At 55.9% G+C, this 26,603-nt stretch carries 21 protein-coding genes and 2 riboswitches; of the genes, 7 read left to right on the top strand and 14 right to left on the bottom strand.

The window, feature by feature from the left end; translation table 11 throughout:
- Positions 1 to 50: 50 nt before the first annotated feature.
- The 3 genes from MBOO_RS12995 to MBOO_RS04885 form a co-directional block, all read right to left on the bottom strand.
- Positions 51 to 3,584, bottom strand: a complete 3,534-nt coding sequence (locus MBOO_RS12995) for a PAS domain S-box protein (RefSeq protein ID WP_012106479.1) — start codon at positions 3,582 to 3,584, stop codon at positions 51 to 53.
- A gap of 134 nt (positions 3,585 to 3,718) precedes the next feature.
- Positions 3,719 to 4,858 (bottom strand): sensor histidine kinase, encoded by a 1,140-nt coding sequence (locus MBOO_RS12990; RefSeq protein ID WP_012106478.1) that lies wholly within the window; start codon positions 4,856 to 4,858, stop codon positions 3,719 to 3,721.
- Positions 4,859 to 4,879: 21 nt separating this feature from the next.
- Positions 4,880 to 5,410, bottom strand: a complete 531-nt coding sequence (locus tag MBOO_RS04885) for a V4R domain-containing protein (protein ID WP_012106477.1) — start codon at positions 5,408 to 5,410, stop codon at positions 4,880 to 4,882.
- Positions 5,411 to 5,506: 96 nt separating this feature from the next.
- Between MBOO_RS04885 and MBOO_RS13825 the strand changes: the two genes are divergently transcribed.
- On the top strand, positions 5,507 to 5,731 hold the full coding sequence (locus MBOO_RS13825) for a hypothetical protein (RefSeq protein ID WP_157677599.1): 225 nt from the start codon (positions 5,507 to 5,509) through the stop codon (positions 5,729 to 5,731).
- Between the two features lie 91 nt (positions 5,732 to 5,822).
- On the opposite strand, the gene MBOO_RS04880 is transcribed toward MBOO_RS13825, so the two are convergent.
- Entirely contained in the window at positions 5,823 to 7,862 is a 2,040-nt protein-coding gene (locus MBOO_RS04880) for a dynamin family protein (protein WP_012106476.1), read from the bottom strand.
- Between the two features lie 279 nt (positions 7,863 to 8,141).
- A riboswitch (Fluoride riboswitch) is annotated at positions 8,142 to 8,207 on the bottom strand.
- Between the two features lie 115 nt (positions 8,208 to 8,322).
- Positions 8,323 to 8,388, top strand: a riboswitch (Fluoride riboswitch).
- Between the two features lie 142 nt (positions 8,389 to 8,530).
- On the opposite strand from MBOO_RS04880, the gene MBOO_RS04875 reads away from it, so the two are divergent.
- Genes MBOO_RS04875 through MBOO_RS04865 form a run of 3 tightly spaced genes read left to right on the top strand, consistent with a single transcriptional unit; the run spans position 8,531 to position 9,610 of the window.
- The gene (locus MBOO_RS04875; RefSeq protein WP_012106474.1) at positions 8,531 to 8,905 is read left to right on the top strand and encodes a CrcB family protein; all 375 of its coding nucleotides are present in this window, start codon (positions 8,531 to 8,533) and stop codon (positions 8,903 to 8,905) included.
- Position 8,906: 1 nt separating this feature from the next.
- Positions 8,907 to 9,266: a fluoride efflux transporter FluC gene (locus MBOO_RS04870; RefSeq protein WP_012106473.1), complete on the top strand. Its 360-nt coding sequence runs from the start codon at positions 8,907 to 8,909 to the stop codon at positions 9,264 to 9,266.
- 23 nt (positions 9,267 to 9,289) lie between these two features.
- A complete protein-coding gene (locus MBOO_RS04865; RefSeq protein ID WP_232385631.1) occupies positions 9,290 to 9,610 on the top strand; it encodes a DUF190 domain-containing protein in 321 nt (106 codons plus the stop codon).
- Between the two features lie 81 nt (positions 9,611 to 9,691).
- Here the strand turns inward: MBOO_RS04865 and MBOO_RS04860 are convergent, their stop codons facing one another.
- From MBOO_RS04860 to MBOO_RS04835, 5 genes are all read right to left on the bottom strand, one after another.
- A complete protein-coding gene (locus tag MBOO_RS04860) occupies positions 9,692 to 11,530 on the bottom strand; it encodes a chloride channel protein (RefSeq protein ID WP_012106471.1) in 1,839 nt (612 codons plus the stop codon).
- Between the two features lie 156 nt (positions 11,531 to 11,686).
- Positions 11,687 to 14,053, bottom strand: a complete 2,367-nt coding sequence (locus tag MBOO_RS04855; RefSeq protein WP_157677598.1) for a plasma-membrane proton-efflux P-type ATPase — start codon at positions 14,051 to 14,053, stop codon at positions 11,687 to 11,689.
- Between the two features lie 794 nt (positions 14,054 to 14,847).
- Complete coding sequence (locus tag MBOO_RS04845; RefSeq protein ID WP_052291894.1) at positions 14,848 to 15,234, bottom strand: cupredoxin domain-containing protein; 387 nt, start codon at positions 15,232 to 15,234, stop codon at positions 14,848 to 14,850.
- 196 nt (positions 15,235 to 15,430) lie between these two features.
- On the bottom strand, positions 15,431 to 16,684 hold the full coding sequence (locus MBOO_RS04840) for a Coenzyme F420 hydrogenase/dehydrogenase, beta subunit C-terminal domain (RefSeq protein WP_012106467.1): 1,254 nt from the start codon (positions 16,682 to 16,684) through the stop codon (positions 15,431 to 15,433).
- Positions 16,685 to 16,686: 2 nt separating this feature from the next.
- Positions 16,687 to 18,552 carry a molybdopterin oxidoreductase family protein gene (locus MBOO_RS04835; RefSeq protein ID WP_012106466.1) on the bottom strand — a complete coding sequence of 622 codons (1,866 nt, stop codon included), beginning with the start codon at positions 18,550 to 18,552 and terminating at the stop codon, positions 16,687 to 16,689.
- Between the two features lie 137 nt (positions 18,553 to 18,689).
- Between MBOO_RS04835 and MBOO_RS13815 the strand changes: the two genes are divergently transcribed.
- The gene (locus tag MBOO_RS13815) at positions 18,690 to 19,325 is read left to right on the top strand and encodes a hypothetical protein (protein ID WP_012106465.1); all 636 of its coding nucleotides are present in this window, start codon (positions 18,690 to 18,692) and stop codon (positions 19,323 to 19,325) included.
- A gap of 41 nt (positions 19,326 to 19,366) precedes the next feature.
- On the opposite strand, the gene MBOO_RS04825 is transcribed toward MBOO_RS13815, so the two are convergent.
- Positions 19,367 to 20,308, bottom strand: a complete 942-nt coding sequence (locus tag MBOO_RS04825; protein ID WP_012106464.1) for a hydantoinase/oxoprolinase family protein — start codon at positions 20,306 to 20,308, stop codon at positions 19,367 to 19,369.
- Entirely contained in the window at positions 20,305 to 21,192 is an 888-nt protein-coding gene (locus MBOO_RS04820; protein ID WP_012106463.1) for an ATP-grasp domain-containing protein, read from the bottom strand. Before MBOO_RS04820 ends, MBOO_RS04825 begins: the two co-directional genes overlap by 4 nt.
- A 105-nt stretch (positions 21,193 to 21,297) precedes the next feature.
- Here MBOO_RS04820 and surE point away from each other — a divergent pair, with 105 nt between their 5' ends.
- Positions 21,298 to 22,080 carry a 5'/3'-nucleotidase SurE gene (gene surE / locus MBOO_RS04815; protein ID WP_012106462.1) on the top strand — a complete coding sequence of 261 codons (783 nt, stop codon included), beginning with the start codon at positions 21,298 to 21,300 and terminating at the stop codon, positions 22,078 to 22,080.
- Positions 22,081 to 22,402: 322 nt separating this feature from the next.
- Complete coding sequence (gene rpiA / locus MBOO_RS04810) at positions 22,403 to 23,116, top strand: ribose-5-phosphate isomerase RpiA (RefSeq protein ID WP_012106461.1); 714 nt, start codon at positions 22,403 to 22,405, stop codon at positions 23,114 to 23,116.
- On the opposite strand, the gene MBOO_RS04805 is transcribed toward rpiA, so the two are convergent.
- The 3 genes from MBOO_RS04805 to acs all read right to left on the bottom strand — a co-directional run bounded on the left by MBOO_RS04805 (position 23,096) and on the right by acs (position 26,369).
- Positions 23,096 to 23,470, bottom strand: coding sequence for a TrmB family transcriptional regulator (locus MBOO_RS04805; protein ID WP_012106460.1), 375 nt, complete (start codon positions 23,468 to 23,470; stop codon positions 23,096 to 23,098). The two genes, rpiA and MBOO_RS04805, sit on opposite strands and share 21 nt — an antisense overlap.
- Positions 23,471 to 23,706: 236 nt before the next feature.
- Positions 23,707 to 24,267 carry a TATA-box-binding protein gene (locus MBOO_RS04800; RefSeq protein ID WP_012106459.1) on the bottom strand — a complete coding sequence of 187 codons (561 nt, stop codon included), beginning with the start codon at positions 24,265 to 24,267 and terminating at the stop codon, positions 23,707 to 23,709.
- Positions 24,268 to 24,473: 206 nt separating this feature from the next.
- Complete coding sequence (acs, locus tag MBOO_RS04795; protein WP_012106458.1) at positions 24,474 to 26,369, bottom strand: acetate--CoA ligase; 1,896 nt, start codon at positions 26,367 to 26,369, stop codon at positions 24,474 to 24,476.
- Positions 26,370 to 26,603 lie beyond the last annotated feature (234 nt).

The following is a 26,603-nucleotide window of genomic DNA, read 5'->3' as shown; positions in this document are numbered from 1 at the left end:
TACTCCCTTCTGGTACGGTAACCCGGCTTTACTGCCCGTTTTTCCCACTCTCACATCCCGGTGCTGTCCGTTCCCTTTGCCTTGGTGAGCCGGAGAGAAAATGCCGTACCCTTTTCTGCCGGCAGCAGTTCGGCCGTCCCGTTGAGCTGCTCGGTAAGGATCCATACCAGGCGCAGGCCGAGCGTCTGGCTCTCTTTCCAGTCAAACCCCGCAGGCATCCCTATCCCGGTGTCCCTGACCTGGAGGACAAAGGCGTTTCCTTCCTCGCGTGCAGTAATCGAGACTTCCCCGACCAGGTTGTCCGGGAATGCGTGCTTAAGCGCATTGCTGACCAGCTCGTTGAGGATAAGCCCTGTCGGGATCGCGGTGTTGATATCCAGCATGATCCGGTCCACATCAAGGGTGAGTTTTACCTGCCGGGCACTGGTCCCGTAGAATCCAAAGATCTGGGTAGCCAGGAACCGGGTATAATCGGCGAGGTTGATCCGGGCAATGTCATCTGACTGGTACAGCCGCTCGTGCACAAGCGACATTGCCCGGACACGGTTCTGCGTCTCTTTCATCATCTGGATCAGTTGCGGGTTACTGCTCTCCCGCATCTGGAGATTGGTCAGGCTGATTATCAGCTGGAGGTTATTTTTCACCCGGTGGTGGATCTCGCGAAGGAGAAGAACCTTCTCATTTAACGAGGCATTGATCTTTTCGGTCTGGGCTTTTACCTGCTCTTCGAGTTCACAGTTGAAATCGCGAAGGAGGGCCTCAGCCTTTTTACGATCCGTGATGTCCCGGACAACCTCAAGCATTACCGGCCGGCCCTGGAGAATCATGCGGTGGGTGATGATCTCGACCGGGATGATCCCCCCGTTCCTGGTACGGTACTCTGTCTCGAACCGCGCCGCACCTTTTGTCCGCTGGTCTTCAAGGATCTTCTCCACCGGGGGATCGTGGTAGGATGTTGCAATATCCTGTGGGCCCAGTGCCAGAATCTCCTCCCGGGTGTACCCGAGCATACGGCAGGTGACCTCGTTGACATCAGAGAACCGCCCCGGCAAGCCGTCCTCGCCGATCTCGTTGATGTGGATCGCATCTGTCGAATTGTTGAAGATATCGTGGAACTTCTGTTCACTTGCAAGGAGTGCCTCTTCCGCCTTTTTGCGCTCGGTAATATCCCGGGCGTTTGCCAGCGCAAGCAGAATCTTTCCCTGGGTGAAACGGTGGGTACTCACTTCGACCGGAACAATGCTGCCATCCTTGCGGCGATGTTCGGTTTCAAAGATGGCCTGGCCGGCATGATCAATCACTCCTGAAGTCTCCTGAATCCGCCGCAGACCTGCCTCACTGAGGATATCCGGTATCGACAGCGAAAGGAGTTCCTCCCGCGTGTACCCGAGATTATGGCACAGGATATCGTTGACTTCTACCAGCCTGCCGGGCTTCCCGTCGGGATCAATCTGATGGACATAGACTGCATCGTTGACGTTGTTAAAGAAGAGCCGGAATTTCTCTTCACTCTCGCGCAGCGCTTCGTCCGCTCTCCGCTGCTGGAGATGCCCCCATACGCCCTGCATCAGGAGGGCTAAACGGGTCGCATCGGCGTCATCATAAGGCTCGGGCTTGTTTGCCACCGCTGCGACCATCACAACTTTCCCGTTGTCAAGGATGGGCAGCGAAAGGAACCGGGTGATGTTCACATGCCCTGATGGCAACCCTTTCCCGCCGGGGGAGGGGGCATAATCGTTGACGATCTTTGGTTGGCGGGTCCGTACCGCATCCGCCCAGAGGCCGGCTTTTTGTACAGGGAGATGAAAGAACGATGAAGGGACACTGCATTCTTTCATGACCGATGACGACCAGAACTCAATCTCCATCACGGATTCATCCGGTGTCATTCTCCCGATAAACGCAAGCGTGCTTCCGGTCATGTGGCGTGCGGCCTGCAGGATATATTCGGATATCTCCTGTTCGTCCGCATCCTCTATCCGGGCGATCTTTACCAGCGTCTCGAACCGTTCGCGGGTGAGCTGTTCTTCCTTCTCGGCTTTCTTCCTGGCAGTTATGTCCCGGACAACAGAGAGCACCAGCTTCCTCCCGCCAAGGGAAATGACATGGGCATTGATCTCCACCGGGATAACTGTCCCCTGGCGGTTGCGGTGGCCGGTCTCGAACCGGGACCGCCCCTGCGTAAGGAACTGCCGGGCGATCTCGGTGATGGGGGGGTTTTGGTAATCAATGGCAACATCAAACGGGCCCATCTTCAGCAGTTCCTCCCGCGTATACCCAAGCATCCGGCAGGAGACCTCGTTTGCCTCCACATACTTCCCGGGAAGACCATCGGATTGCAGCTCGTGGATTTCAACCCCGTCGTTAATATTGCTGAAAATCTCGCGGAATTTCTGCTCGCTCTCGCGCAACGCCTCTTCGGCTATTTTCCTGCCGGTGAAATCGGTCATCACGTAATTGAAACCGACAACATTCCCGTCCCGTTCGATCGGGCGTGGCGCAACGCTGATCCAGTGGATCGAGTGGTCCTGTGCAAGGACCCTGAACTCATCAGCCAGGTATATCCCGGACAGTTCTTTCCTGAACACATCCGTGACGCGGTCGCGGTCATCCGGGTGGACAAACTGCAGGAAATTCTTCCCGATCAGCTCCTGGGGAGCATAGCCATACAGCCGTTGTGCAACAGGGCTGACATAGGTAAATTTCCCCTCATGGTCCAGAGAGACAATAACCTCGCTTACGTTCTCGACCAGGTCGCGGTACTGCGTTTCGCTCTCTTTGAGTGCTTCCTCTCCCCGTGTGCGGTCTGTCACATCCTGGATAATGGAATGCAGGAGCTTACGGCCCCCAAAGTACACCGTGCCGCTGAAGACTTCGACATCCCGGATCTCGCCGTTCTTTTTTTTGTGCCGGAACTGGAACACGGACCCGGGGCTTGCGGCCGCAACACCCATGTCCTTTGTGGTTTTTTGCGGGTCCTGGATATTGATCTGCGTGATAAGGAGATGCTGCATCTCGTCCCGTGAGTAGCCGTAAAACCGGCAGGCAGCGGCGTTTGCATCCACAATCTGCCTGCTCTCCGGATCCACAATGAACATTACTGCATTGTTGATCTCGAACATGTCGCGGTACCGCTTCTCGCTTTCCAGAAGGGCGATCTCCGCTTCCCTGCGGGCATGGATGTCGTAACAGGAGCCAAGGTACCCGGCAAATGTGCCATCGGGATTGTGGTACGGTTTCCCGCAGTCAAGGAGCCAGCGGTAGGTGCCGTCATGGTACCGGAGCCGGTACTCTGTCTCGAAAGGCGCACGGCGGTCAAAGGCATCACGCAGGGTTTTCAGGCACCGGTCACGATCCTCAGGGTGCACCCCCTCTGTCCACCCGAAGCCCAGTTCCTGCTCCAGGGTCCGGCCGGTAAATGCGAGCCATTCCCGGTTAAAATAATTGCACTTCGCATCCTGCCCCGAACGCCAGATGGGATTTGGAAAATCATCAAAAAGCCTTAATGAATAATCGCCGGCATCCCGCACCGGGCCTTCCCCGGGCTTTCCCTGCGACCCCGTACGGCTATTTTCATCGTTCATGATACAGAGAAAGTTCCGGCACTGCCGGGATCCGGCAAGCCCGCTCCACGGAACACAATATCCTATCCATGATTATCCCAAGCCGGGTTAAATACATTTAGTCTGTATAAAAAAAGATCTTTTCCTCCCGGATTTTACCGGAAGCGGTACTGCCCTTTTGGGACCGTAACCCGGAACCGGGCCCCGGATCCCGGGCTGCCCTCTTCAGCGATCGTGATCCCGGTAAGAGAGAGGACCTCCCGGGAGAGAAAGAGGCCAAAACCCGTGTTCTTCCCAAATCCCCGGGTAAAGAGTTGCTCTTTGTCTTCTTCTGCAACGCCGGCACCATTGTCCTGCACAATGACACAAAGACCATCCGGGCCTTCTTCTGCCGTGATCCGGATCTCTGTCATGGCCGGCCCGCCGTACCGCAGGGCATTGTCCAGCAGGTTGTAAAAGACCTTTGCAATGAGGAGATCGGCAAAGATCTCCGCACCACCCGGTGCGGCATCAAACCTGACATTCCCGAATGCAAGGCCCGTATATGCCTCTGCAAGAATTGCGGCAAGATCGTTCCACACCGGCTCTTTTATCCCGATATCCTCGTAATCCCGGGCAAACTGGATCTGGCCGTTAATTATTTTTAAGATCTCTGCCTCGGAATTAAGGTAGCCTTCGAGCACTTCCGGCTGGTGGACATTCTCGTGCATCAGGTCGATATAGGCCCCCAGGGCCAGGAGCTTGTTGGAGATATCGTGCCGGGTCACGCTCGAAAGCAGGCCCAGTTTCCGGTTGGTGAGCGCAAGCATCCGTTGCAGCTGCTGGTACTCGGCAATCTCCCGGGACAAAGCCTCGTTTGTATCCCGGAGCTCCTGTTCGCGACGGCTCCTTTCCGCTGCCTCGCGGGCAAGCTGTGCGGTCATGGAGTTAAACGAGGCCGAGAACTCGCCCATGAACCGGACACGCTGGGAGTAATCGCCGCCCGCGATCTGCCCGGCCTGCCAGGTCAGGTGCCGGAGGCTGGACTGGAGCGCCTTGAGGCTGCCGGCAAGGTATCCTGTTGCGGCAAGATCCGGCGAGAGATTTCCCTCTGCCATAGAAAGGGCAAACTGCTCGGAAGAGAGAATCCCGGAAACGACCGTCTCCAGCCGCTGCCGGGTCGCTGCGTCTGCGATACCGGTGTAGTCTTCGGGCGCGGTTCCCTCGTGGAGGGCCTGCTCGATTGCCGCAAGCACTGCGGCTCCCGGGTCGGCCGCAGATCCTTTTTCCGGCATCCTGGCCTTGTTTGGTCCCATAAACGTGCCCACACCCTTCTGTTACGGGGCTGCCACCCGTGTTATGGAGAACCGGCAGGTCCGGTCCCCGGTGCACCAGCAGTCGATCTCTTTTACCGTATGCGGGACACCGGTGAAGGCCTCCATGAGGCCGGCGATGAAACCCTCGTCATAGACACAGACGCCAAAGCCGGTCTCGGGCAGGCCCGAGCAGTCAAGGTCTTCGGATACCGTCATCACAAAGGAACCTTGTTTGATGTCCGCCCGCTCGATCCGGAGCACGCCGATCTTCATCTCTGCAAGCTGGTCCTGGAGTTTTTTTATGAAGCTGGCAAGATCTGAGGGGGATCCCAGGGCATTTTTGTAAAATTCGGTCCCTGACAGGAAACCTGCCCGGTAAAAGATCGCATCCGCCTTCTCTGTCCCGAGCTCCTGCTCCAGCACATCGCGGAAGGTAAACTGCATCAGGCGGTACGCTTCAAGGCGTGTTGTGGGCCCAAGATTAGGCCTCCCGGCATTCATATCTCCAAGAAGTTTCCATGAAAACCGGTATTTCCTGTCGGGTTCCGTCACCGTACCACCAGTATGGGCATTACTTAAAATTCCTTTTGTCCGTTCAACATAATCGCGTGAATTATAAATAAAATCGTTTCGGAACGCACAGCAGAGATGGTGTGCCGGAAGTACCGGCATGCACCGCTCTCTCCAACTCTCCTAAAATCACGCAAAAATCCCCTGTACTACGATGAAGTCCGCTATGAACTGTCCTTGCCCCGGCTTTGTGACTTCTCGCCTGGGGCAAAGGGCGAGGAGGGAAGTGGATCGGCAGACTATCAGATATCCGGGAACAGCGGGTATGTGCGTTCGATCTTCAGGAGTGCGGCAACACTTTAAAAACACATACCTGGCGCCGGATATGATCCTTCGGATGAGGCCTGCAAAGACAAAACAGGAGCCTTCCGAAACCCTGCGCTGCTTGCGTTCTTTACGCATTTTCCCCAAGATCCCTGAGATCCTTCTCAATAGCGTTCACCTCATCCGCCGTCAGCTCCCGGCCCCCGGGAGATTGTACTGCCTGTGCCCGGTATCGTTCGGCATAGGTCTCGAATTTCCGGCCCATCTGGTACGTCACCTGGCTTGACCATTCCTTGAGGAGCCTGAAATAACCGGCAATGACCAGTCCGAACGATTCGTCGAACAGCCGGTGGAGCTTCCCGGATACCAGTTTTTCTCCCAGGTGCGTCCCGAGCATTGCGGTGAGTGCGTAGGGGGGCACCGTGACCTTGATTGTTTCCGGATCAAAAGACGGCATATCCCGGATAAGCGAGAGGAATTCCTTATCGCCGGGCACATCGGCAATGGAGAGGTCCAAGGCGCTTTTTACCAGTTCGTCCTGCAGGCTTGTGGCAAGGGTTTCGATCCGGCTCTGGATATCATTTACCCCTGCCTGCACGGTCTGGAGAACAGCGGTGCGGACCGCATCTTTGTCGGAAATTTTTCCGTCAGCGCCCTCATGCCCTTCGCTGGTGGCGACTGCAGCACCTGCGATCCAGGTTCCAAAAACCTTCCCGTTCATCGCTTCCGCCTTTTCCCGGCAGGCTTTACCGGTCTCGACAATAAGACCGGTTGCCCTTCGCAACCGGATCTCGACATCCCGGGTAGATTCTGCATTTCCCGCAGGTGCGTGCCGGCTCCTCCGGATCTGGTTTTTCAGGGAATACGCAAGCGATTCCCGCAGCGCACCAATCTTCCTCTGTAACGATGCAGCACGGAGATCCTGCGCATGGTTCATAACCGGGACGATCTCCTTTTCAAACCACCGGTCGAGCAGCTTTTGGTGCGAGGGATAGACACTGACCGGGTAAACCGGCAGGTCAAGGCCGGTCTCTGAGGCTATGTGCTGCCTGATGTACCCGAGGGTCTTTTCGCAATCCGGCCGGTCGAGGAGATCTGCTTTACTGAGCAGGATATGTGCGGGAATGGCAGCTTCCTGCAATGTCCGGATGGTCCGCACGTCTTCTTCGGTCAGCGTGGACCCTGCATCGATCAGGACCACCCCGAGATCGCACCGGGGCAGGTAGGCCCGGGTCTCGGCAGCACCTCCTGTTGCAAGGGAACCAAGACCCGGCGTATCCACAAACGAAACCCCTTCAAAAAGGCGCGATACCGGGATGGTTACCGTGACACGTGTCACATGCTTTATGTTATTGGGGTTGTGCTGTTCGGTAGCAAACTCTGCAAGCTGCCGGGTTTCAAACGTTCTTGCCGGTGCATCGGCAAACGATACCGTGAGGGATGGATCTTTCCCGTGGATAATGCGGGTGGGGACGGCGGTAACCGGGGTCACGCCCACGGGGAGCACGTCAGTTCCGATGATGGCGTTAAGGAGCGACGACTTGCCGGAGCTGACACGCCCGAAGACCGCGATCTCAAAACTCCGGTCCTCGGCCCGGTCGAGGATCGAATCGATCGTTCCCCGAAATTCCACCAGTCCCCTTTTTGCGACTACCATTTCGATCCGTGAGAGAAGGGCAAGATCATTACCGGCCGCTTCCAGCCGCTGCAACCGATCCTGGAAATCCTGCCCGGATCCTCTCTCAAGGTACTGGCCGAGACGCGAGACAAGCGCCTGCAACTCGCCTGCAATGCCATTGAGTTCTGTTGCAGTAGTGTCGGGGATATCGCCAAACCCCATCATGTATTGCGGTTTGAGTTCTTCGGCAGCAACATCGATGGTAAACAGCCTGCTGTGGACAGCCCGCGAGACCGGGATGCCCGGCGGGTTGCTGATCATACCCTGCCCTTCCATGACCTGGACAAGACGGGTACGGATGCGTGCGATATAATCCTCGATCATCTTCTGCTGCACCGGGGTAATGTCCATGACGTACTCCGGAAATGCGGTTCGTGATGAGGATTCGTAGAGGACACCTTCGATCTCGCCAAGAAGCCGGTCAATGTACTGGCAGGTGACCCGGAGGTGCTTTGCGAGATAGTCGTTTGACGGGGCGGCACCGGGCGTCATGATAAGCGGTCCCGGAACCCGACTGCCTGGTTTTTCCCGGTCGATGCCCCGGACGGATCCACTGCCCGCACAGTATCACGGATCATAATTTCTCCTTCAATGGCAGGGTTGCTTCGGGAGTCGGGAAACTCCCGGGCAGGGATCGATTGTAGCGATGAGTCCATCCTGTTTTCCTCCGGTGTTTTTTTTCCAGATGCACTATTTAACGGCCTGTCGGTCACATCACGAAAGAAAACCACAAGCCGGGCCCGGGTTTGTGGGATCAGACGTGAATCCCCGCATAAAACAGAAGTCATCAGCCTTTAGGGTAAGGCGGTTACGGCGGACTTCATCGCCCCTGACAGATCAGAGATGACGGTTGGTGTCACAAATAGTTTTCTTTCTGACACGTGCCCTGCCCGTGAGCACGTGGTCCCTTCTCCTTACCTGGCGTTACCTTCAACTACCATGAGCACACACTTTTTTTAACGGCGATGAAGTCCGCCTCCAACCGCCACGTATCGTGACTGATGACTTCTACCGGGGATCAATGTTTGGGGGAAGTGGCCGTTGTCGCTGTACAGCCTGAAGAAGGCGCTCTTATCCTGCACCGTTGCCGGCACCGGTACGTACCGTTCTGGCGGCCGGACCGGTAAATACCTCCCAGCGCTGATCCGGGAGGGCCCGGCATGGTAGACACCGCGGAATGGATGCCATTTGCCGCAGTGGCTATTGGCGGGTTTATCGGCGCCGTGCTCCGGTACCTGACCGATACCGTGCTCGTCTTCCCGCTTGCCGGCACGCTTGCGGTGAACACAATCGGCTGCTTCTTTTTGGGCATCTTCATGTACGAGTCCATGTACCTGGGACGGTTCTCACGGACAACGCGACAGTTCTGTGCGGTCGGAATCATCGGGTCGTTTACTACGTTCTCGGCCCTTACGGTCCAGTCTTTTTCTGCCGGGCCGGTCATGGGCGTGGCAAACCTTGCGGCAACCCTTATCCTTGGTTTTGCTGCGGTCTGGTGCGGGCGTCTTGTGATCCTGCACGGGAGGTTTGGCTGATATGGAGCCGATCATCCTTGTCGGGATCGGTGGCGCCACCGGGTCGGTGCTCCGGTTTGTTCTCTCCCGGATCCAGCCTTTACGGGGCATCCCTGCGGGAACGCTGCTTGTGAATATTACCGGGAGTTTTGCGCTCTCGCTCCTCACCTTTTCGCAGGTGAGCGGGGACCTGTACTATCTCATCTGCACCGGTGGCCTTGGCGGGTTTACCACATTTTCGACCTTTTCGTACGAGACCTTCAGGATGATGGAGGATCATGATTATCGCACCCTTCTCACATATACTGCGGTAAGTATCGGGGGGGGCCTCCTCGCTGTGACCGCAGGATACCTGGCCTGCGGCGGGTGGGCAGCCCTGTGACGGGGGTGGAACGGAGTATGCTTATGGATGGAATTTTACTCAAGATCTACATCGCAGAATCAACAACAATCGAAGGACGGCCGGCGTACAAGTACCTGGTGGATTATTTCAAGGCGAAAGGATTTCACGGCTGCACGGTCCTGCGGGGCATGGCGGGTTTCGGCCACGAGAACGTTATCCACACGGTAGACGTGCTCAGGCTCTCGCTTGACCTTCCCGTAACCCTTGAGGTTGTGGACACCCAGGAGAAGATCATGGCCATTCTCCCGGATATCGAAAGATTTGTGGAGCACGGGCAGGTCACGCTCCAGAATGTCCGGATGATTAGAAAGACTCCGGAATAAATTTTTTTTATTTTGCTCTAATTCCCGAAAAGAAAAATACCGGTCTCTCCCTTGCGTGGCCGGGCGGAAAACCGGCACGGCTCAGGGAGTTTTGGCGGGCAACACACATTCCTCCTTTTTGCATTCTGCCAGATAGTCTGCCTGAACGTAGGTTCTCAGGACATCGGACCGGGTAAGAAAGCCCACAAGCATATCCGGGGTTTCCTTTCGGACAACCGGAAGGTGATCAAAGTCATGGCCGACAATGATCGCAAGGGCATCTTCAAGGGTATCGTCCGGATGGATGACAAATGGCTTGAATGTCATGATCTCGCGTATGGTCGGGCACGTTTTTTCTGCAGCACGGATGGCGCTCACATCCCGGTTGGTGATGATCCCGACAAGGTGGCCGTCTTCGACAATGGGAAAACCGGTATGACCGGTCTTTGCCATGAGATCGATAACCTTTTCCGGCTCATCTGAGGGGGAGAGCGTGATAACCGCTTCACGCGGGGTCATCGCGTCCCGGACAAAGATCCCTTCAAGGGTTTCCCGGTCATATTCCCCCCGGTGGGCGCCGGACTGTGCTTTCGTTGGCACCTGGTCGTGGAAGATGGTCTTCTCTCCGGTCAGCAGGTGCGAAACTGCAACTGCGGCCATGGCCGGTATCAGGATCGTGATACTCCCGACCATCTCGACAACCATGATCAGCACCGCAATGGGCGCATTTGCCACCGCCCCAAAGAGGGAGATCATGCCGACAACAATAAACACGGGGATCGTTTCCAGAGGTACATACACCGGGAAAAACAGGTGCAGGATAATACCAAGCGCTGCCCCGACTGACGCACCGATAGTCAGCCCCGGGCCAAAAACCCCCCCGCTTCCTCCTGAGCCAAGGGTAAGGGACGTCGCGAGGATCTTGACAAACGGCATCAGCAGGAGGACGGCAAGCGGGAGCAGGGAATACAACATGAGCTGGTCAAAACCATAACCGGAACCAAGAGCGGAAAGACCAAGCGTTTCTGCCTCGGGGGAGATGAGCGCAAGTGCCGTGACCAGAATGCCAAGGATAAGCGCTCCCGAAACCGGCTTTAAGTACGGGGGAAGATTATATCGTTTGAACTGGGCGGCAAACCAATCGCGGCTCGAGTAAAAAACAAAAATGTAAAGGAGTCCAAAAGCCGCACACAGAATCCCGAGCAGGAGGAAGAAGGGAATCTGTACGACCGTCCACGAGATCGGACCGAGCGAAAAGATGGGCGCGTATCCTTCGAAGAACCCGAAGATCGCATAACCGATCACCGATGCAAGAAATGCCGGAATAATCGCGTCGGATTCGAAGTCCCGGGTGTAGAGGACTTCTGCTGCAAGCACTGCACCGCCAAGCGGTGCCTTGAATATAGTCCCGATCCCGGCTCCTATGCCGGTCGTAAGCGCAATTCTTCTCTCTTTTGGGGAGAGTCCCAGCATATCTGCAACAACGGATCCAAAACCTGCCGAAATCTGGGCTGACGGCCCTTCCCTTCCTGCACTTCCTCCGGTTGAGATGGTGAGAATTGCCGTGACAGCTTTGAGGATCGGGACCCTTTTACGTATCCTGCCGGTTCCATGGAATGCCTTGATCGCTGCATCGGTGCCATGTCCTTCAGTCTCGGGAGCAAACCGGGTGATGAGGATGCCGGTCAGGAGACTCCCGAACAGGAGGATGGGAATCAGGAGGAAGAGCGAATGCGGATCGGACCACTGGCTGATCACAGCAGCGCTCTGGCCTTCCTGCGGGTAAACATACTGCAGGATATACCCCATGAAGAATGCGATTCCCCATTTGAGCCCCTCATAAAAGATAAGGGAGCCAAAACCGGCAATAACACCGACCACTATGGCGATGATGATAGTCCGTTTTGTCGGTGTGAGGCCGGAGGGGAGAGAATATTTCATGGATTCTGCGGTTTTTTTACTTTTTCTCCCGATTCTATTTCAGGATTCTTATTAAGGGCCGGGGAATTTTCCCGGATGATTCTTTGCCCGGCATTTTTCGAGACCGGCGTATTTGCGGCACACCGGGACCCGGGTAAACCGGCCATTAAAACCGGATTATGAATAGGGATGGATTTTCCTGAACAACAGTACCTTAACCTGGTCGTTGATCACAAACCATACCAGTGCGTAGCCCCAGACGATGAGGGCTAGCGACCACCCGATGGGCGTCATGACGAAAACACCATAGATCGCAATAAGTGTTGCACCCACCTGCGTAAGTTCTGCAGTACTAAAAAGAGCGAACGCCGGCAACGGCCGTTCCCAGAAATGCTGCTGGCCGGTACGGGCAAGGTAAATCGTCATATGGCCCGCGACTGCCAGCTTGAGGAAAATGAGCGTCTGGATGACACCGGCATCAAGATGGAAATATTCCCGTGCTACCCAGAGAAGGATAAAACTTGAGACAACACCGAGGATCCCAAGGATTGATGCGAGGGTCAGGATGCGGTTCATCTGCCATCGCACGGGCTTCGCTGCGACCGGCGCATTATCAAAGGCTATCATCATAATGGGGAGGTCATTGAGGATTGCAAGCACGACCAGCATGAGTGCGGTAACCGGGTAAAAATTAAGGAGCACAATACAAAGAGTCAGGAATATCAGGACCCTGACGGTCTCTGCGATACGGTAGACTGCATAATTTTCCATCCGCCGGAATATCTCACGGCTCCGCTCAATCGCATCGATGATGACCGAGAGCCCGGGTTTGGTAAGTACGATATCAGCAGCAGATTTTGCAGCATCCGTTGCACCGGCGACCGCAATACCGGCATCAGCCTCCCGGAGTGCCGGCGCGTCATTCACGCCGTCCCCGGTCATCCCGACAATATGATCGCCTGCCTGGAGGATTTTCACAATCCGGAACTTATCTTCAGGGAGGACCTGGGCAAACCCGTCGGCAGCCTCCATCTGTTTCCGGGACTCGTCCCCGTCACCTGCAGTTAGCGCAGTCCGGGGAAGGATGTTCCGGCCAAGGCCCACCTTCCCGGCGATCTCCTTTGCAATGGCGACATGATCCCCGGTCACCATTTTCACGTTCACGCCATGTTTTTGTGCCTCGGCGATCGTGGCCGCCGCATCCTCGCGGGGCGGATCGAACAGCCCGATCAGGCCAAGATACTGCCATGTACCGTCAGGTGTTGTCCGTCCAACACCAAGCGCCCGGTACCCTTTTTCGGCAAACGCCGTAATCCAGCCGTCCAGCGTTTGAGCAAGTACCGCTTCTGTCCCGGCAAGAGAGGCAATTGCCTGGGGAGCGCCCTTTGCCACTTCCATTACGGTTCCACCGGCGTTCCTGATCTTCGCCTTTGCATACTTTGAGTCCGGGTCGAACGGCACAAAATCGATAACCTCGTACCCCTGGGTACCAGGCTCTCCGGAAGTGGTGGCAGATCCGGCTTTTTCGATGATCGCCCTATCGATAGGATCATTGCTCTCTTTTTTTGAGGCCAGTGCCGCAGCGATAATGACATCCTGTTCCGAAACCCCGGGAAACGTCCTGATCTCTCCGATACTGATGGAATTCTGCGTGATTGTCCCGGTCTTATCCGAGCAGAGGATATCCATTCCAGCCATCTCTTCTATGGCAGAAAGCCTGCTGACAATCGCCTCTTTTTTTGCCAGCGCCACTGCCCCGACGGCAAGGGTGACCGTCATTACAGCAGGTAGTGCTGCAGGAATTGCTGCTACGACAAGGATGAGGGCGAACTGGAGTGTGTCTACTAATGATTCAGACCGTAAAAGCGCGATGATAAAAATGATGCTGACCAGCACGACTGCAAGGATAATGAGGTAGTTCCCGATCCGTTCTATGGCGGCCTTGAAATGGCTTCGTGGGGATTTTACCTGGACAAGCCGGGCGGTCTTGCCAAAAAAGGTGTTTCCTCCTATGGTGGTGACCGTTGCATCCATCTCGCCCTGGCGGACGATGGACCCGGAATAAACCGTGTCCCCCGGTTTCTTTTCTACCGGAAGGGATTCACCTGTCAGTGCCGATTCATCAAGCAGGAGGTATTTCCCGTTTCCCAGCAGGGCATCTGCCGGTACAATGTCCCCGAGCCGGATATGGACACTATCTCCGGGCACGAGTTCGCGGGCCGGGATCTCCTGCCAGGTCCCATCCCGGATCACGCGGGCATTGGGTGCAAGCTGCTTTTTTAAGAGTTCGATTGCGTTCTCTGCTTTTCTCTCCTGGAGAAATCCCACAACCGCATTGGTCATCAGGAGGAGCAGAATGACCGCAAAATCTTCCCAGTTCGCAATTGCTGCCGACAGGATGGCGGCTGCCTCGATCATCCACGGGATCGGGCCCCAGAAATAGGACAGGAATTTGAGCAGCGGGTGTTTCTTTTCTTCAGGAAGATCATTGAAGCCGTACCGGCCCCGAAGGTCAGTTACCTCTGCACCGGTCAATCCTGTCATGGGGGCCTGACCAGGTCCGGACAAATCCGCTGCCGTACCCGGAGATATCGGACTACCTGTCACAGACTCCTATCCTCCGTTTACCCTGCAATAGAAATCTCCCGGGTCAATATGCAGTTCGATGGCAAATTTCGTTACAATTCCAGAATTTTCTTTTTTCTTGCCATCTTTTTTATTTTTTCATTAAGATTGGGACTGTTTTCCATACTGTGCCATTCGTCGTGACTCATCCCCATAAAAAAACCGCATGACGAACATTTGATCCAGGCTTCATAGTGATCCGGGAATTCTGCATGAAGTGTTGATTTTCCGCACTGGGGACAGGTAAGCTGCACAAGGTAGAGCGAAGAAGTAACCTCGCCATCCCGCTCCATCGGGTAGGCCCTTGAATCCCGGGATACATTCCCGGGAGTACCGGTATTTGCATTCTCTGGCATAATCGATCACACAGTCTAAAGCCGCTGAACAGATAAATCCCACCCGGTGTTTCAAAATCTGAATCACCCCGGGATTTACGGCATATAAATCCTGGAAACATATCATCTGCGACTTTGCCGGCCGGTTGCTGTGCCCTTCCTGCGGGCAGGCGTACTGAAGAACATATCCCATAAAAATCGCGGGTCAGGCGCGTTATCTTCTGAGTAAAAGAGCAGGGACCCGCCACTTTGGCGATGACCACGATCCGTTTTGTTGGTGTAAAAAAGGAGAGGAAGGTAAATTTCAGAACGTATCCGGTCCCGGGCTTATTGCATCTTTTGCCCAAGGGAACTGCCCGCTCCAGAAGGGATTCCGGATCAGGAACTTACGATGATCGTCCCTTTTATGTTGGGATTATCCGTGCAGTGGTAGCCGTACGTTCCCGGCAGGGTAAATGTCCACTGGAACTCATCGTTCGTTGACAGCGGATAGGACACAAAAGAGTCGGGATCCCCCTCATCGGAAGCAACCGTGTGCAACCCCATATCGATATTGAGCCATGTAACGGTTACGCCCTTTTCCACAGTAAGGACCTGCGGATTAACGCTGGTACTCCCTATAAGGATCGTTGTCTGTGGGGTGTATGCCCGTATCTGGGGGGCCGGTGGCGGGGATGACCCGGTGCAGCCCGCAACAAAAATAAGCAGGGCTGCAAGGAAAAGGGCAATCCCGATCCGTGCCATGGAACCGGCTCCGGAAAGCATGAATTACTGTGGGGGTAACCGGGTATTAAATTTTCAGGGATTTTTCTCACAGGAAGGAAACGCAAGGATTATCTTTTCTTTTGCAGAAACCGGGCAGCATATCAGGGAATATGTTTTTTGCAGGAGTGGCGTTTTTTGTCGGGTGCCACCCTGATTTAAAAAAAAATTCAGACAGGTATGCTAAAAAAGGAAAAGATTATTTCTTCGGGACCGGGTTGAACACGTTCTCGTAGATCATGTCGCTGCCGGTGTTTGAAAGACGGGCACGCTCTGACCTCTCCTCGACAAACGCGTGGAGCGGCAGTTCCATGGAAACCCCGGGCACATGACCGAACATCTTCTCAAGCTCGACCTGCTGGGCGTGCATGAAGAGCGCGTTGGGGATCTCTGACGGACAGAGTTCCTGGCACTGGCCGCAGTTCACGCAGGAGTCTGCAATGTGGGCAAAGCGGATGAGGTGGAACATGAAGTCCGGCGGGACTGTGCCCGACTTGACATAGACCGGGTTCTTTGTCGTGCAGTCAACGCAGTAGCAGATCGGGCAGGCAGAGATGCACGAGTAGCACTTGATGCAGCGCGAGGTCTCGGTCATGATCTTCTTTAACCGGTCCTTGCCTTCGCCAAGACCGGTAAAGTCCTTGCCTCGCCACTTCTCGCCGAGCTTGATCATGGCACCCTCGACTTTACCGCGGATCTCAAGCCCCTTGGGGTTGGGTGCCTCGGTAGCAAGGATGCCCTTTTTCACTGCGCTGTCCACGAGGTTTGCGCCTTTCTCGGAGCAGACCTCGACAAAGGTTGCCTTTCCGGCACGGGGGCCGATAACACCCCAGTTACCGCAGGCAAGGTCTGCCTGGCGGGGGACCTTCATCTTGCAGCGGCGGCAGTTGGACCGGCGGCCGTAGCCGTGCTCTTCGAGCTCGTCGACCGTGATACCCTTGTGTCCACCCTCGTACTCGATGATGAACTGGCCCTTGTCGATCTCTTCCTTGTGGACGGTGTCCGGGTCCACTTCGTACTTGTCGGCAATCATCTTCCGTGCAAGGACCGGGCTTACCGACCCACCACAGTTGACGCCGATCATAAAGATATTGTCCAGGTTGATCTGCTTGCGCTTGGCCAGTTCGTAGAATGCCATCGCATCGCAACCCTTGACGGTGACCCCGATCTTCATGGTCTCTGCACCGCCGAAGTACTTCTTGATGAGTTTTGGCAGGAGGAGCGTACCGCAGTGGAGTGAACCTGCTGTGTTTGCCAGCTGCGCCGGATCGGTAACAAGGGTCGGCTTTGCATCGTACAGGTCCTTACCCTTGGAGATGACCAGCACCGCATCAACGGTCTTGGACTCAAGCGCGTGCTTCCACAGCGAGGTGACTGCGCCACCCAGTTCGGCTTTCTTCTGGATCTCTGCGTCGTTGGTCCACGCGTAGAGCATATCGCCTTTCTTTGTCATGGTTAGTTCCCTCCTGCGGTTTTCTCGATCTTTACAGTCATGATGCCCGCGGGGACGGTCATCGCAACAACACCCTTCTTGATATTCTTGGTGACGGCTGCGGTAATCTCGACGACACCTGCCTTGCAGGTGACCTTCACGCGGGAACCGTCAAGGACACCAAGAGCCTTTGCATCATCATGATTGATCTGCACCGTCGGTTCAGGCCACTCGCGGGTGATGGACGCGGAGTTGAGAGAGAGTGTGCCCATGGGCCAGACCGTTGCTACAGCAAGCGGGTACTCGGCGCCGGCTGCTTCGGGGGCCTTGTACTCGACTGCGGCAAATGCAGCCTTGCCATCCTTGGTGGCAAACTTGTCGGCATAGAGAACTGCGGTTCCGAACTTGCCGCCGGCTGCCGGCCACTGGATTGCCTCGGGCTTCTCGAGTGCCGCATAGGTGATACCTGCGTAAGAGGGAACAGCCTTTGCGATCTCGTTAAAGACTGCCTCGGCATCCTTGAACGCGAAGTCCTTCTCATGGCCCATGGCCTTTGCGATCCCACTGGTGATCTCCCAGTCTGCCTTTGCGCTGCCAACCGGTTCGATTGCCTTGCGGACCCGCTGGACGCGGCGCTCGGCGTTGGTGACGGTTCCGTCGCGCTCTGCAAAGGAGGCAGAGGGAAGAACTACGTTTGCCCTGGCGGCGGTTTCGGTCAGGAACATGTCCTGGACAACGAGGATATCAAGCTTGCCGAGGGCCTCGGCAACATTCGCGCCTGCGGAAGCGATGGCGATGTTCTCGCCTACAACGTAGAGTGCCTTGATCTTGCCGGCTGCTGCCGCCTCGATCATGGCGGGGACGGTAAGGCCACCCTCACCGGGGACTGCACCAACATCGGCTGCACCCTGGGCATTGGACTTGCCGCGGAGGAGGTTGACACCTGCGCCGGCTTTGCCCACGTTTCCGGTTACGAGCTGGAGGTTTGCAACCGCCCGGATCAGATCGCCTGAGCCTGCACCTGCAGAGGTAACGACCGCTGCGGGCTGTGCTGCAGCAAAGATCTCGGCAGCTTTCGTGACATCCGCAGCACTGATGCCGGCAGCTTTTGCGACCGCGTCGGGGGTGCAGGATGCTGCTGCCGCCTTTGCCTTTTCAAAGTCTTTTGTGTGCTTTGCGATGTAGTCCTTGTTCTCCTTTCCTGCCTTCACAATCTCGGTGATGATACCGTTGACGATTGCTACACCGGTGCCCGGGTTGCAGGCAATGTGGAGGTCGGCAAGCCGTGCAGTTGCCGTTTTGCGTGCATCGGCAACAATGATCTTGGCACCGTTCTGCTTGGCAAGGATGATCTGGCGGCCGGCAAGCGGGTTCTCCTCGAGAGGGTTGCTTCCCACAACAAGGATTGCCTTTGCCTGGGAAAGGTCAGCAAGAGAGTTTGTGGTTGCACCGTTACCAAAGGCATCGGCAAGGCCCTTGACCGCATCGGCATTGCAGCGGCGGCCGCAGTAATCGATGTTTGCAGTCTTGAGCACGTTTGCTGCGAAGTTCTTTAAGACAAAGGAGTCCTCGTTGCTGTTCCGTGCAGATGCGACTACACCGATTGCGTCGCCCTTGACGGATTTGAACGCGTTTGCGATCTCCTTGTACGCGTCTTCCCAGCTTGCTTCCTCAAGCTTGTCGCCCTTCTTGATGAGGGGCGTGGTGAGCCGGGCGGGGCTGTTGACGAACTCGTAGGACTTGTTCCCGCGGATACAGACCTTTCCCTCGTTGACCGGGTTCCGGTGCCACGGGGAGATCCCCACGAACCTGCCGTCAGCAACGACAAGGTTGACACCGCACCCGTTGCCACAGTAGGGGCAGGTGCTTGGTACGTACTTGAAATCCATGTTCTAACCTCGAACACACAGGGTCTGTGTCCAATATATTTAAGCGTGATCAAATCTGATGAAAAAATGATGATTATTAGTGGGTTAACGGCAGAAGATCCGGGCCAGAACCATTATGCTCATCGTGGAGCAGTCCCATGAAGGCACCCCGTATCCCGCCTATGCTCTCCACCATTGTCCAGGCCTCTCTCATTGTGGTTGACGGGGCGATCTTTACGGACCGGGCTTCCTGTCCCTCCTGCGGGGGGCCGGTCTCAGGCTATGATACAAAAAAAAAGATCTTTGCAGTTATCCGGGAGAATGACCGGGAGCGCACGCTGCACGTGACGGTGAAACGGTTTATCTGCACACGCTGTGGTGCCATCGTAAATGCGGATGAGCCGTTCTACCCGGGCACCCGGATCGGTTCGCCGGTCGTGGATCTTTGCGTAACCCTTGCTACCATGATGCCGGCCAACAGGGCTGCCGCATGGCTGGACGCGATGGACGTGATCGTGGACCGGACCAGCTGCCGGAAGTACGTAAAGAGGTTTGCCGGCCCGGTCCCCGCAACAGCGCTCTTCGGGGTAAATCTCCCCTTGTCAGTGACCACCCTCTCCGCCCTTGCCACAGGGGCAGGGAGTGAGCTGGGTGCCGTCAGCGGGGCAGAAGTTCTCACTGCCTGCGGTTTTCCATCCGCATACCGGGCAGCGCTTCACCGGCCGCTGCGAAAAGAAGGGGAGGATCGGGATCCAGAGGAAGAAAAAGAAGACCGGCAGGTGCAGGCTCCATAAGAGTGCGGTCAGACCGAGCGAGCACGCGAGCAGGAGCACACTCATTTTCCATGCTTTCGTAACGCCACCTCGCGGACCGCGTACGCCGGCAGCGCATCCGCCACCGGCCCGAGCGCCCGGTTGAGATCGGTGCCGCATAGTTCCCGGGCGAAAAGGGAGGCCCCGAGGCCCGCCACAATCACGGATGATACCCCGTTCTCTTCCTGTACCCGGCGTACTGCGCCGCAGACGATCTCCTTCTGCCGCTCCCAGAACGCACCCGCGATCTCCCGGGCGCCCTCCTCCCCGATCTCTTCGAGATCGGCGCAGACTACCCGGGCAAGACGGCGTAAAGATGCTTCAGGAGTCTTCTCTTTGTGGTCCGGAGTATCGCAGGTATATTCCACCGGGGCAATATGGCCGAGCACCAGGTGTGCATCGGCGCTTGCGGCAAAATATTCCGTGCTGACCGGGGTTGTGATCCTGCCAAGATTCACAGAGGAAAGAAGCGTTGCCACCGGGGTCCGGAGCATACCGGTGTACACGAGGTACCCCTTCTGGAGCCGCGCAAGATCTGTCAGGCCGAGCAGATCGGAAAAACGCGAAAGGGGAATAATGTCTGCGGTCGTACTCCCGATGTCGAGCAGCACCGCATCCGGGTACTTTTCCCGCAGGAAATCGGCAGAGACGAGCCAGTTTGCCGCAGCAAGCACCGGAACTGCGCCATCGTGGAAGGTGGCATCGGTGCCGTAGAATCGGGCTTTTGGGAAGACTTTCCGCACCGCATCGGCAATAAACCCAATCCCCTGCAGTTTGTTCTCAAAACAGTCCGCAAGCTCGCCGCTCATCACGACTGCGGCAGGTTCGTTATGGTCGGCCGCTGCTGCGTACTGCCGGAGGAGATCAGAAATTGGGGCGCCGGTCCAGAGCGGGCAGTAGTGGATATGTACTCCCTGCCCATCGGCAACCTTGAGGTTTGCGCCGCCCACATCGATACCAATCATAACCGGGTGACCTTTCCCGACCGGTCGAACCGCACGCGGCCGGACAGGTGCACTTCGCGGGGTGCATTTCCCTGTGAGGCGGCAACCAGCAGTTCGGCAATCTCCTCTTTCATACAGGCAGCAATCCCGACAAGGCTTGTGGTGATTCTCGGGTTTACGTCGACCACGTACACCTTGTCGCCCACGATAACATCGACGCCGCAGTACCCCTGGCACCCAAGCACCGTTGCAGCCTTTACGGCAGCATCAAGGATCTCTGCTTCACGCGGGGGATGAACCGGGGTCTCACCGCCGGCATAGGCAAACTCGCCATCCGGGTTGAGCGTCACATCCTGCCGGTTCACGGAAAGGACAAGCGGGGGATTGCCGGAGAAGTACAGGCATGCCTCGCCTACCACCCGGCTCAGCACAAGGCTTACCGAGTACTGTTCGCCTTCGAGGTATTCCTCCGCAAATTCTCCTTTTCCGGGAAGTTCGGCGGTAAGCCGGACACCCTGTGAATCGCAACCGGACACCGGCTTTACCACGTGCCGGCCGGAGGGTGCATCGGCCGGCACCGCAACCCCGTGACCCCGCAGGACCCGGCCGGTGGTCACCTTGTTTGCAGCCACCGCGGCATTCATGCTCCCGCAGCCAAGGTTATGCGAATACTGTTCGATCGGGAGGGTGAACTTTGCAAGCAGATGATCAGGTGCAATTACAAGACCCATATCGCAGAGAGGGGCGAGGCGCACGATCTCTTCGTAAAAATCGCCGGGACCGGGAAGCACAACCTCGTACCCGCACCGGGTAAAACTCTGTACAAGGACATCGAGCATCGCCGCCCCTTCGGGAGCAAGTGCAGGATCGCGGGCGGTGGTATACTCGGCAAGCAGGACCTTCATCACGGTACTATTGCATCTGCGGGCAATTACTATTGTGCTGCGGGCCTGTCTGATGCGGATCGGTGAAGTTAATTGAGAGGGCAGTGCAAGAAGTACCCGTTGTTTATGAGACCCGCGATCCTGCTCACTAACGATGACGGTGTGAACTCCCTTGGGATCTGGGCGGCATACGAGGCACTTTCCCCCATTGCGGACGTGACGGTCGTAGCGCCGGCAACCCAGCAGAGCGCTGTGGGCCGCTCGATCTCGATCTTTGAGCCTATCCGGGCAAACCGGATAAAGATCAACGGGAACCCTGCTTGGGCAGTGGGAGGCAAGCCCACCGACGCGGCGATCATCGGGCTGTACGCATTGAAACTCGCCCCGGCGCTTGTGGTAAGCGGGATCAATATCGGCGAGAACCTCTCTTATGAATCGATCATGACTTCAGGCACGGTGGGTGCGGCGCTCGAGGCCGCAAACCAGGGCACAAAAGGGATCGCATTCTCGCTCCAGGTGGAAGACCAGGGGGACAAGTTCGATGACCCCGGCCAGTCAGCGCAGAGTTTTGATGCGGCAAAGAAGGTAGTGCGGGACGTGGTAGAACGGGTGCTTGCGTCGGGATTTCCCCCGGCTGCCGATGTGATCAACGTGAATATTCCCTCGACAATCAAAGGCGGGTACGAGGTCACGCATCTTGCCCGCAAGCTCTTCCACACCGGCGTGGAAAAACGGCTCGACCCCCGGGGCCGGCCCTACTTCTGGATCAACGGCCCGCTTCTTGAAGACGCCGAGGAAGGAACCGACGTGCATGCGGTAAGAAAAGGCAATGTCTCAATCACGCCGATAACGCTTGACTGCACGGCGCGTACGGCGGACGAGGACACAAAGAAGATTTTCTTAAAATAACATTATCGTTGTTTTTGGATCCCTGGTACGAAACGAGGGCTCCGCGCCCCAATCTCTCCCACTCAGGGAGGGGAGATTTTTCCTTACGGGATTCATTGTTTTTAGTTTAATGGAAATTGTTCCGGTTCGGAGATTTTTAGTCATTTGCCCACCGCGGGGGCGCCCCTTCGGGGGCGGAGGGGGCCATCGTAATTATACCTGAAGAATAAAAAGGTCGATCGAAGAATCCGGCTTTTCCGCATTTTGCAGGACAAGAGTTTCCCTCAACATTCCCTCCCCTTCACCAGTTTTAATTATCACCACACCCCATCCTATCATCACTATGGCAGGCACAGCAGATGCAGTTGCCGCGGCAAAACGGGCAGCAGGATACCAGGCAGCAGAGATGGTAGAAGACGGCATGGTGATAGGTCTTGGGACCGGTTCCACGGTTTTTTATGCAATAGAATGTCTCTCGGGCCGGATCCGCGACGGGCTCTCGGTGGTGGGCGTCCCGACCTCGTACCAGACCGCGATGAAGGCACGGGAGTACGGGATCCCGTTAACAACACTTGACGATAACCCGGTACTTGATCTTGCCATTGACGGTGCAGATCAGGCAGACCCGCAGTTCCGGCTGATCAAGGGCAGGGGGGCAGCAATTACCCGGGAGAAGTGCGTGGCGTCGGCAGCTTTCCGGTTTATCGTAGTTGTTGATGAGGCAAAAATGGTAAAAAAACTTGCCGGTGTTGTCCCGGTCGAAACTCTCCCGTTTGCCACCAAGACCGCGTTGGCCCAGCTGCGGGGCCTTGGGTGCCGGCCGTTTATCCGCGAAGCGGTCAAAAAGGACGGCCCGGTTATCACGGACAACGGGAACTTTATTGTGGACTGCCAGTTCGAGGAGATCCCTGACCCGGCTCTGCTCGAAGCGGGAATCGCTGCCATTCCCGGCGTGATCGAGAGCGGCCTTTTTACCCGGCTTACAGGAAATACAACAATAATTGTGGGGAATGAAAAAAAGTGCTCGGTCCTTACATCACCGGATGTAGTCCCGTAACTTCTGGATCATTGCAAGCTGGTTTGTAGCTTCTTTCTTCTTTTCTTTCTCAATGCTGTCCATAATATCGACAATGGGCTTGGCCAGTTCGTAAATCTTGACCGGGCGTCCCTTGCTCTCGGCCTTGCTCTCGCGGCTGGTGATCCAGCCCTGGTCCATAAGATACCGCATGGCAATGCTCACTTCGGGCTGGCGGAGATCCGTCCCGCGCTCGATAGCACGTGAAGTGGCTTCGGGGATATTGGCTAAAAAGACCAGCACCTTTGCCACATTCTTCTTTGTCCCTATCTCGATGAGGAGGTTTGCAAACTCCTCCTCTTTTTCGGTGAAATACATCACGTTTTCTGTTCTCATGCACATTCCTCCGGGTTTTTCCCTCGGTCTTCCACTTCCATTTATCTTTCACAAGATATATATCATATGTTATCGATGAACAATAAACACAGTATTTATATATCCGTGTTATTTTTATTCTCTGATTCTCTATTGTAACGCTATAAATATTCCTACGCAATAAGGCTGCAATATTTAAAAAGGGTTACGATATGCTGCCCATTTGCTGTAATGCTGCGCACAACGGGACCTGGGATTCACATCAGTCCCAGGCTGCGCAGATCCGATAAGATCTTGACTACGGCTTTCTTTGCATCCTCGGGTTCCTTGCCACCGGTAATGATCAGTTTTCCCGAGCCAAAAAGGAGAACCACGACCTTGGGATTCTCAAGCCTGTAAACGAGGCCCGGGAACTGTTCGGGTTCGTACTCGATCCGGTCAAGGTTAAAGCCGACTGCGATCTTGTTGAGGTTGATCGCGGTTGCGAGATCGGCCGAGGTCACGATATTCTGGATCTTGTAGGTAAGCTTTTTGGGGATGTCGATATCCAGGCTGCGGAGCTGATTACCAAGGATGGTCAGTCCTTTTGACAGGCTGTCCACGCTCTTTGCCCCCGTCAGTACAACCTTGCCTGAGCCAAAGACAAGCGCTGCGATCTTGGGGTCCTGCATCCGCAGGACAACACCAGGGAAGCGTTTCTTGTTGTACTCGGCGTCCTTGATCTTGGAGGCGAGCGCCGGCAGGTCGAGGTAATCGGTCACCTTTGCTGATGCAACGATATTTTCTATTTTAAGGGAGTCCTCTGGGTTTGCCTTCATGGTATCATCACCTGTTGTCTTTTGTGAGCCTTTAGATCCATTTGAACCGGGGAGATCGCGTGCCCGTCATCCCCGTGTATATAAAGCATATAAAGAAAGGGGAGCACGATATAAAAATGCATCGGGTATCCGGAGTGCCGGAGGGGCAAGTATGACCGCCGGGAATACCTGCAGGAAAATGAGGGCTATGGAGAATTTGCCCTCTATTATTCATCAAGCGTAGATATATCGCCCGGGTCCATCCCCATCTCTTTTGCCTTGAGAACGCGGCGGACGATCTTCCCGCTCCGGGTCTTGGGCAGCGAGTCAACAAACTCGATCTCCGAGGGCATGGCAATGGGCCCAAGAGTGATCCGCACATGGTAGATAAGCTCGTTTTTGAGCTTCTCGCTTGGAGTATGACCGACGCGGAGCGTAACAAACGCCTTGATCGTGTTTCCCTTAAGGGGGTCGGGTTTGCCGATCACTGCTGCTTCTGCCACTGCCTTATGGGAGACAAGTGCACTCTCCACCTCGGCAGTACCGATATTGTGGCCCGAGACAATGATAAGATCATCGGACCGACCGATCACCATGATATAACCATCCTCGCCTCTGATGGCCAGGTCTCCTACCTGGTAGCAGCCGGGGATTGTCTCCCAGTACTTGCGGTAGCGCTCGTCGTTGTTCCAGATGGTCCGCATCATGGAGGGCCAGGGCTTTTTGATCACGAGAAAACCACTCTTACCCGGCTCCACGCTGTTGCCATCCTTGTCCACAACGTCGGCCACGATACCGGGCACAGACTTGCCCACGAAGCCTGGCCGCATAGGCTCACCCAACACCGTGGTCACCATGTGCATGCCGGTCTCGGTCTGCCACCAGGTATCAACAATCGGGCACTTGTCTTTCCCGATCACATGGTAGAACCACTCGAATGCCTCGGGGTTGAGCGGTTCGCCGACCGATCCGAGCACCCGCAGCGAACTGAGATTATATTTGTTGGGCCATTCCTCCCCGAGTTTCATAAACATCCGTATCGCGGTCGGCGCAGTGTAAAGAATGTTGACACCGTACTCCTCCACGATCTTCCACCATGTACCCGGGTCCGGGTAATCCGGGGTGTTCTCGGCAATGAGCACGGTTGCGCCCACCGAAAGCGGGCCGTACACAACATAGGAGTGGCCGGTGATCCAGCCGGGGTCGGCGGTGCACCAGTACACATCGTGCTCCTTGATGTCGAAGATGTACTTAGTAGTATAATACACTCCCACCATGTAGCCCCCGCAGGTATGGACAATTCCCTTGGGTGCGCCGGTGGTGCCGCTCGTGTACAGGATAAAGAGCGGGTCTTCCGCATCCATGACCTCGGCCGGGCAATCGGAGCTGACATCGGCCATTGCCTCGTAGAAATCAATCTCCATCTCGCTGTGGAGCTCGACCGGCGTGCGCTGCTCCCGGCGCAGGATAATGATCTTCTCAACAGTCGGGGCATTGATAACGGCCTCTTCGATAATGTGCTTGAGCGGAATCGCCTTGCCTCTACGGATCGCCATATCGGCAGTGATCACGATCTTGGCCCCTGCTCCCACGATCCGCTGGTTGAGCGCTGCGGCCCCGTACCCGCCAAAGACCACGGAGTGAATGGCACCAATCCGTGTGCAGGCAAGCATGGCGATCACCTGCTCGGGGATGACCGGCATGTAAATGCAGACCCGGTCTCCCTTTACCACGCCCAGCTTTTTAAGACCGTTTGCAAACCGCTGTACCTCACGGTACAGCTGCCGGTAGGTAAAGACACGCTCTTCCTCGGGGTACTCGCCTTTCCAGATCAGCGCCACCTTGTTGCGCCGGTCCCCGAGCACGTGCCGGTCCAGACAGTTGTACGTGATGTTTGTCTTGCCGTTGACAAACCACTTCGCGTACGGGTAGTTCCACTCGCTTACCTTATCGTAGGGGGAGAACCAGTGGAGTTTCTGGGCGATGTGGTCCCAGAACTTGTCCGGATCCTTGACAAACTCGTTGTATGTCCAGGAATAATCTCCCATCCAGCTGTGCACGCGGTAGGAGGGGTCCGGCGTATAATACTTCGGCTGTTGCCCGGAATCTGCGCTCATATCCATAACGTACTCCTAATCTACATTATCAATAATGATGAATTAAAGTTAATCTTTGCGGTCAGAATATCAAAAGTCGCTCAATTCTCCGTCCGTTTGACCTGTATCGCGCATTGCTTACAATTCAGCACATTTAAATGAGGAATCACCAAATTTCTAATCATATCACAGACTCCGGGTGCGCTCTCTTAAGCACGTCCACGTGACCGGGCCCTCTGCCTGCATACCGGAAAAGAACCG

The sequence above is a fragment of the Methanoregula boonei 6A8 genome (assembly GCF_000017625.1).
GTDB classification, from domain to species: domain Archaea; phylum Halobacteriota; class Methanomicrobia; order Methanomicrobiales; family Methanospirillaceae; genus Methanoregula; species Methanoregula boonei.
Note: the sequence above shows the minus strand (reverse complement) of the source record. Positions and strands in the feature narration are given on the sequence as shown.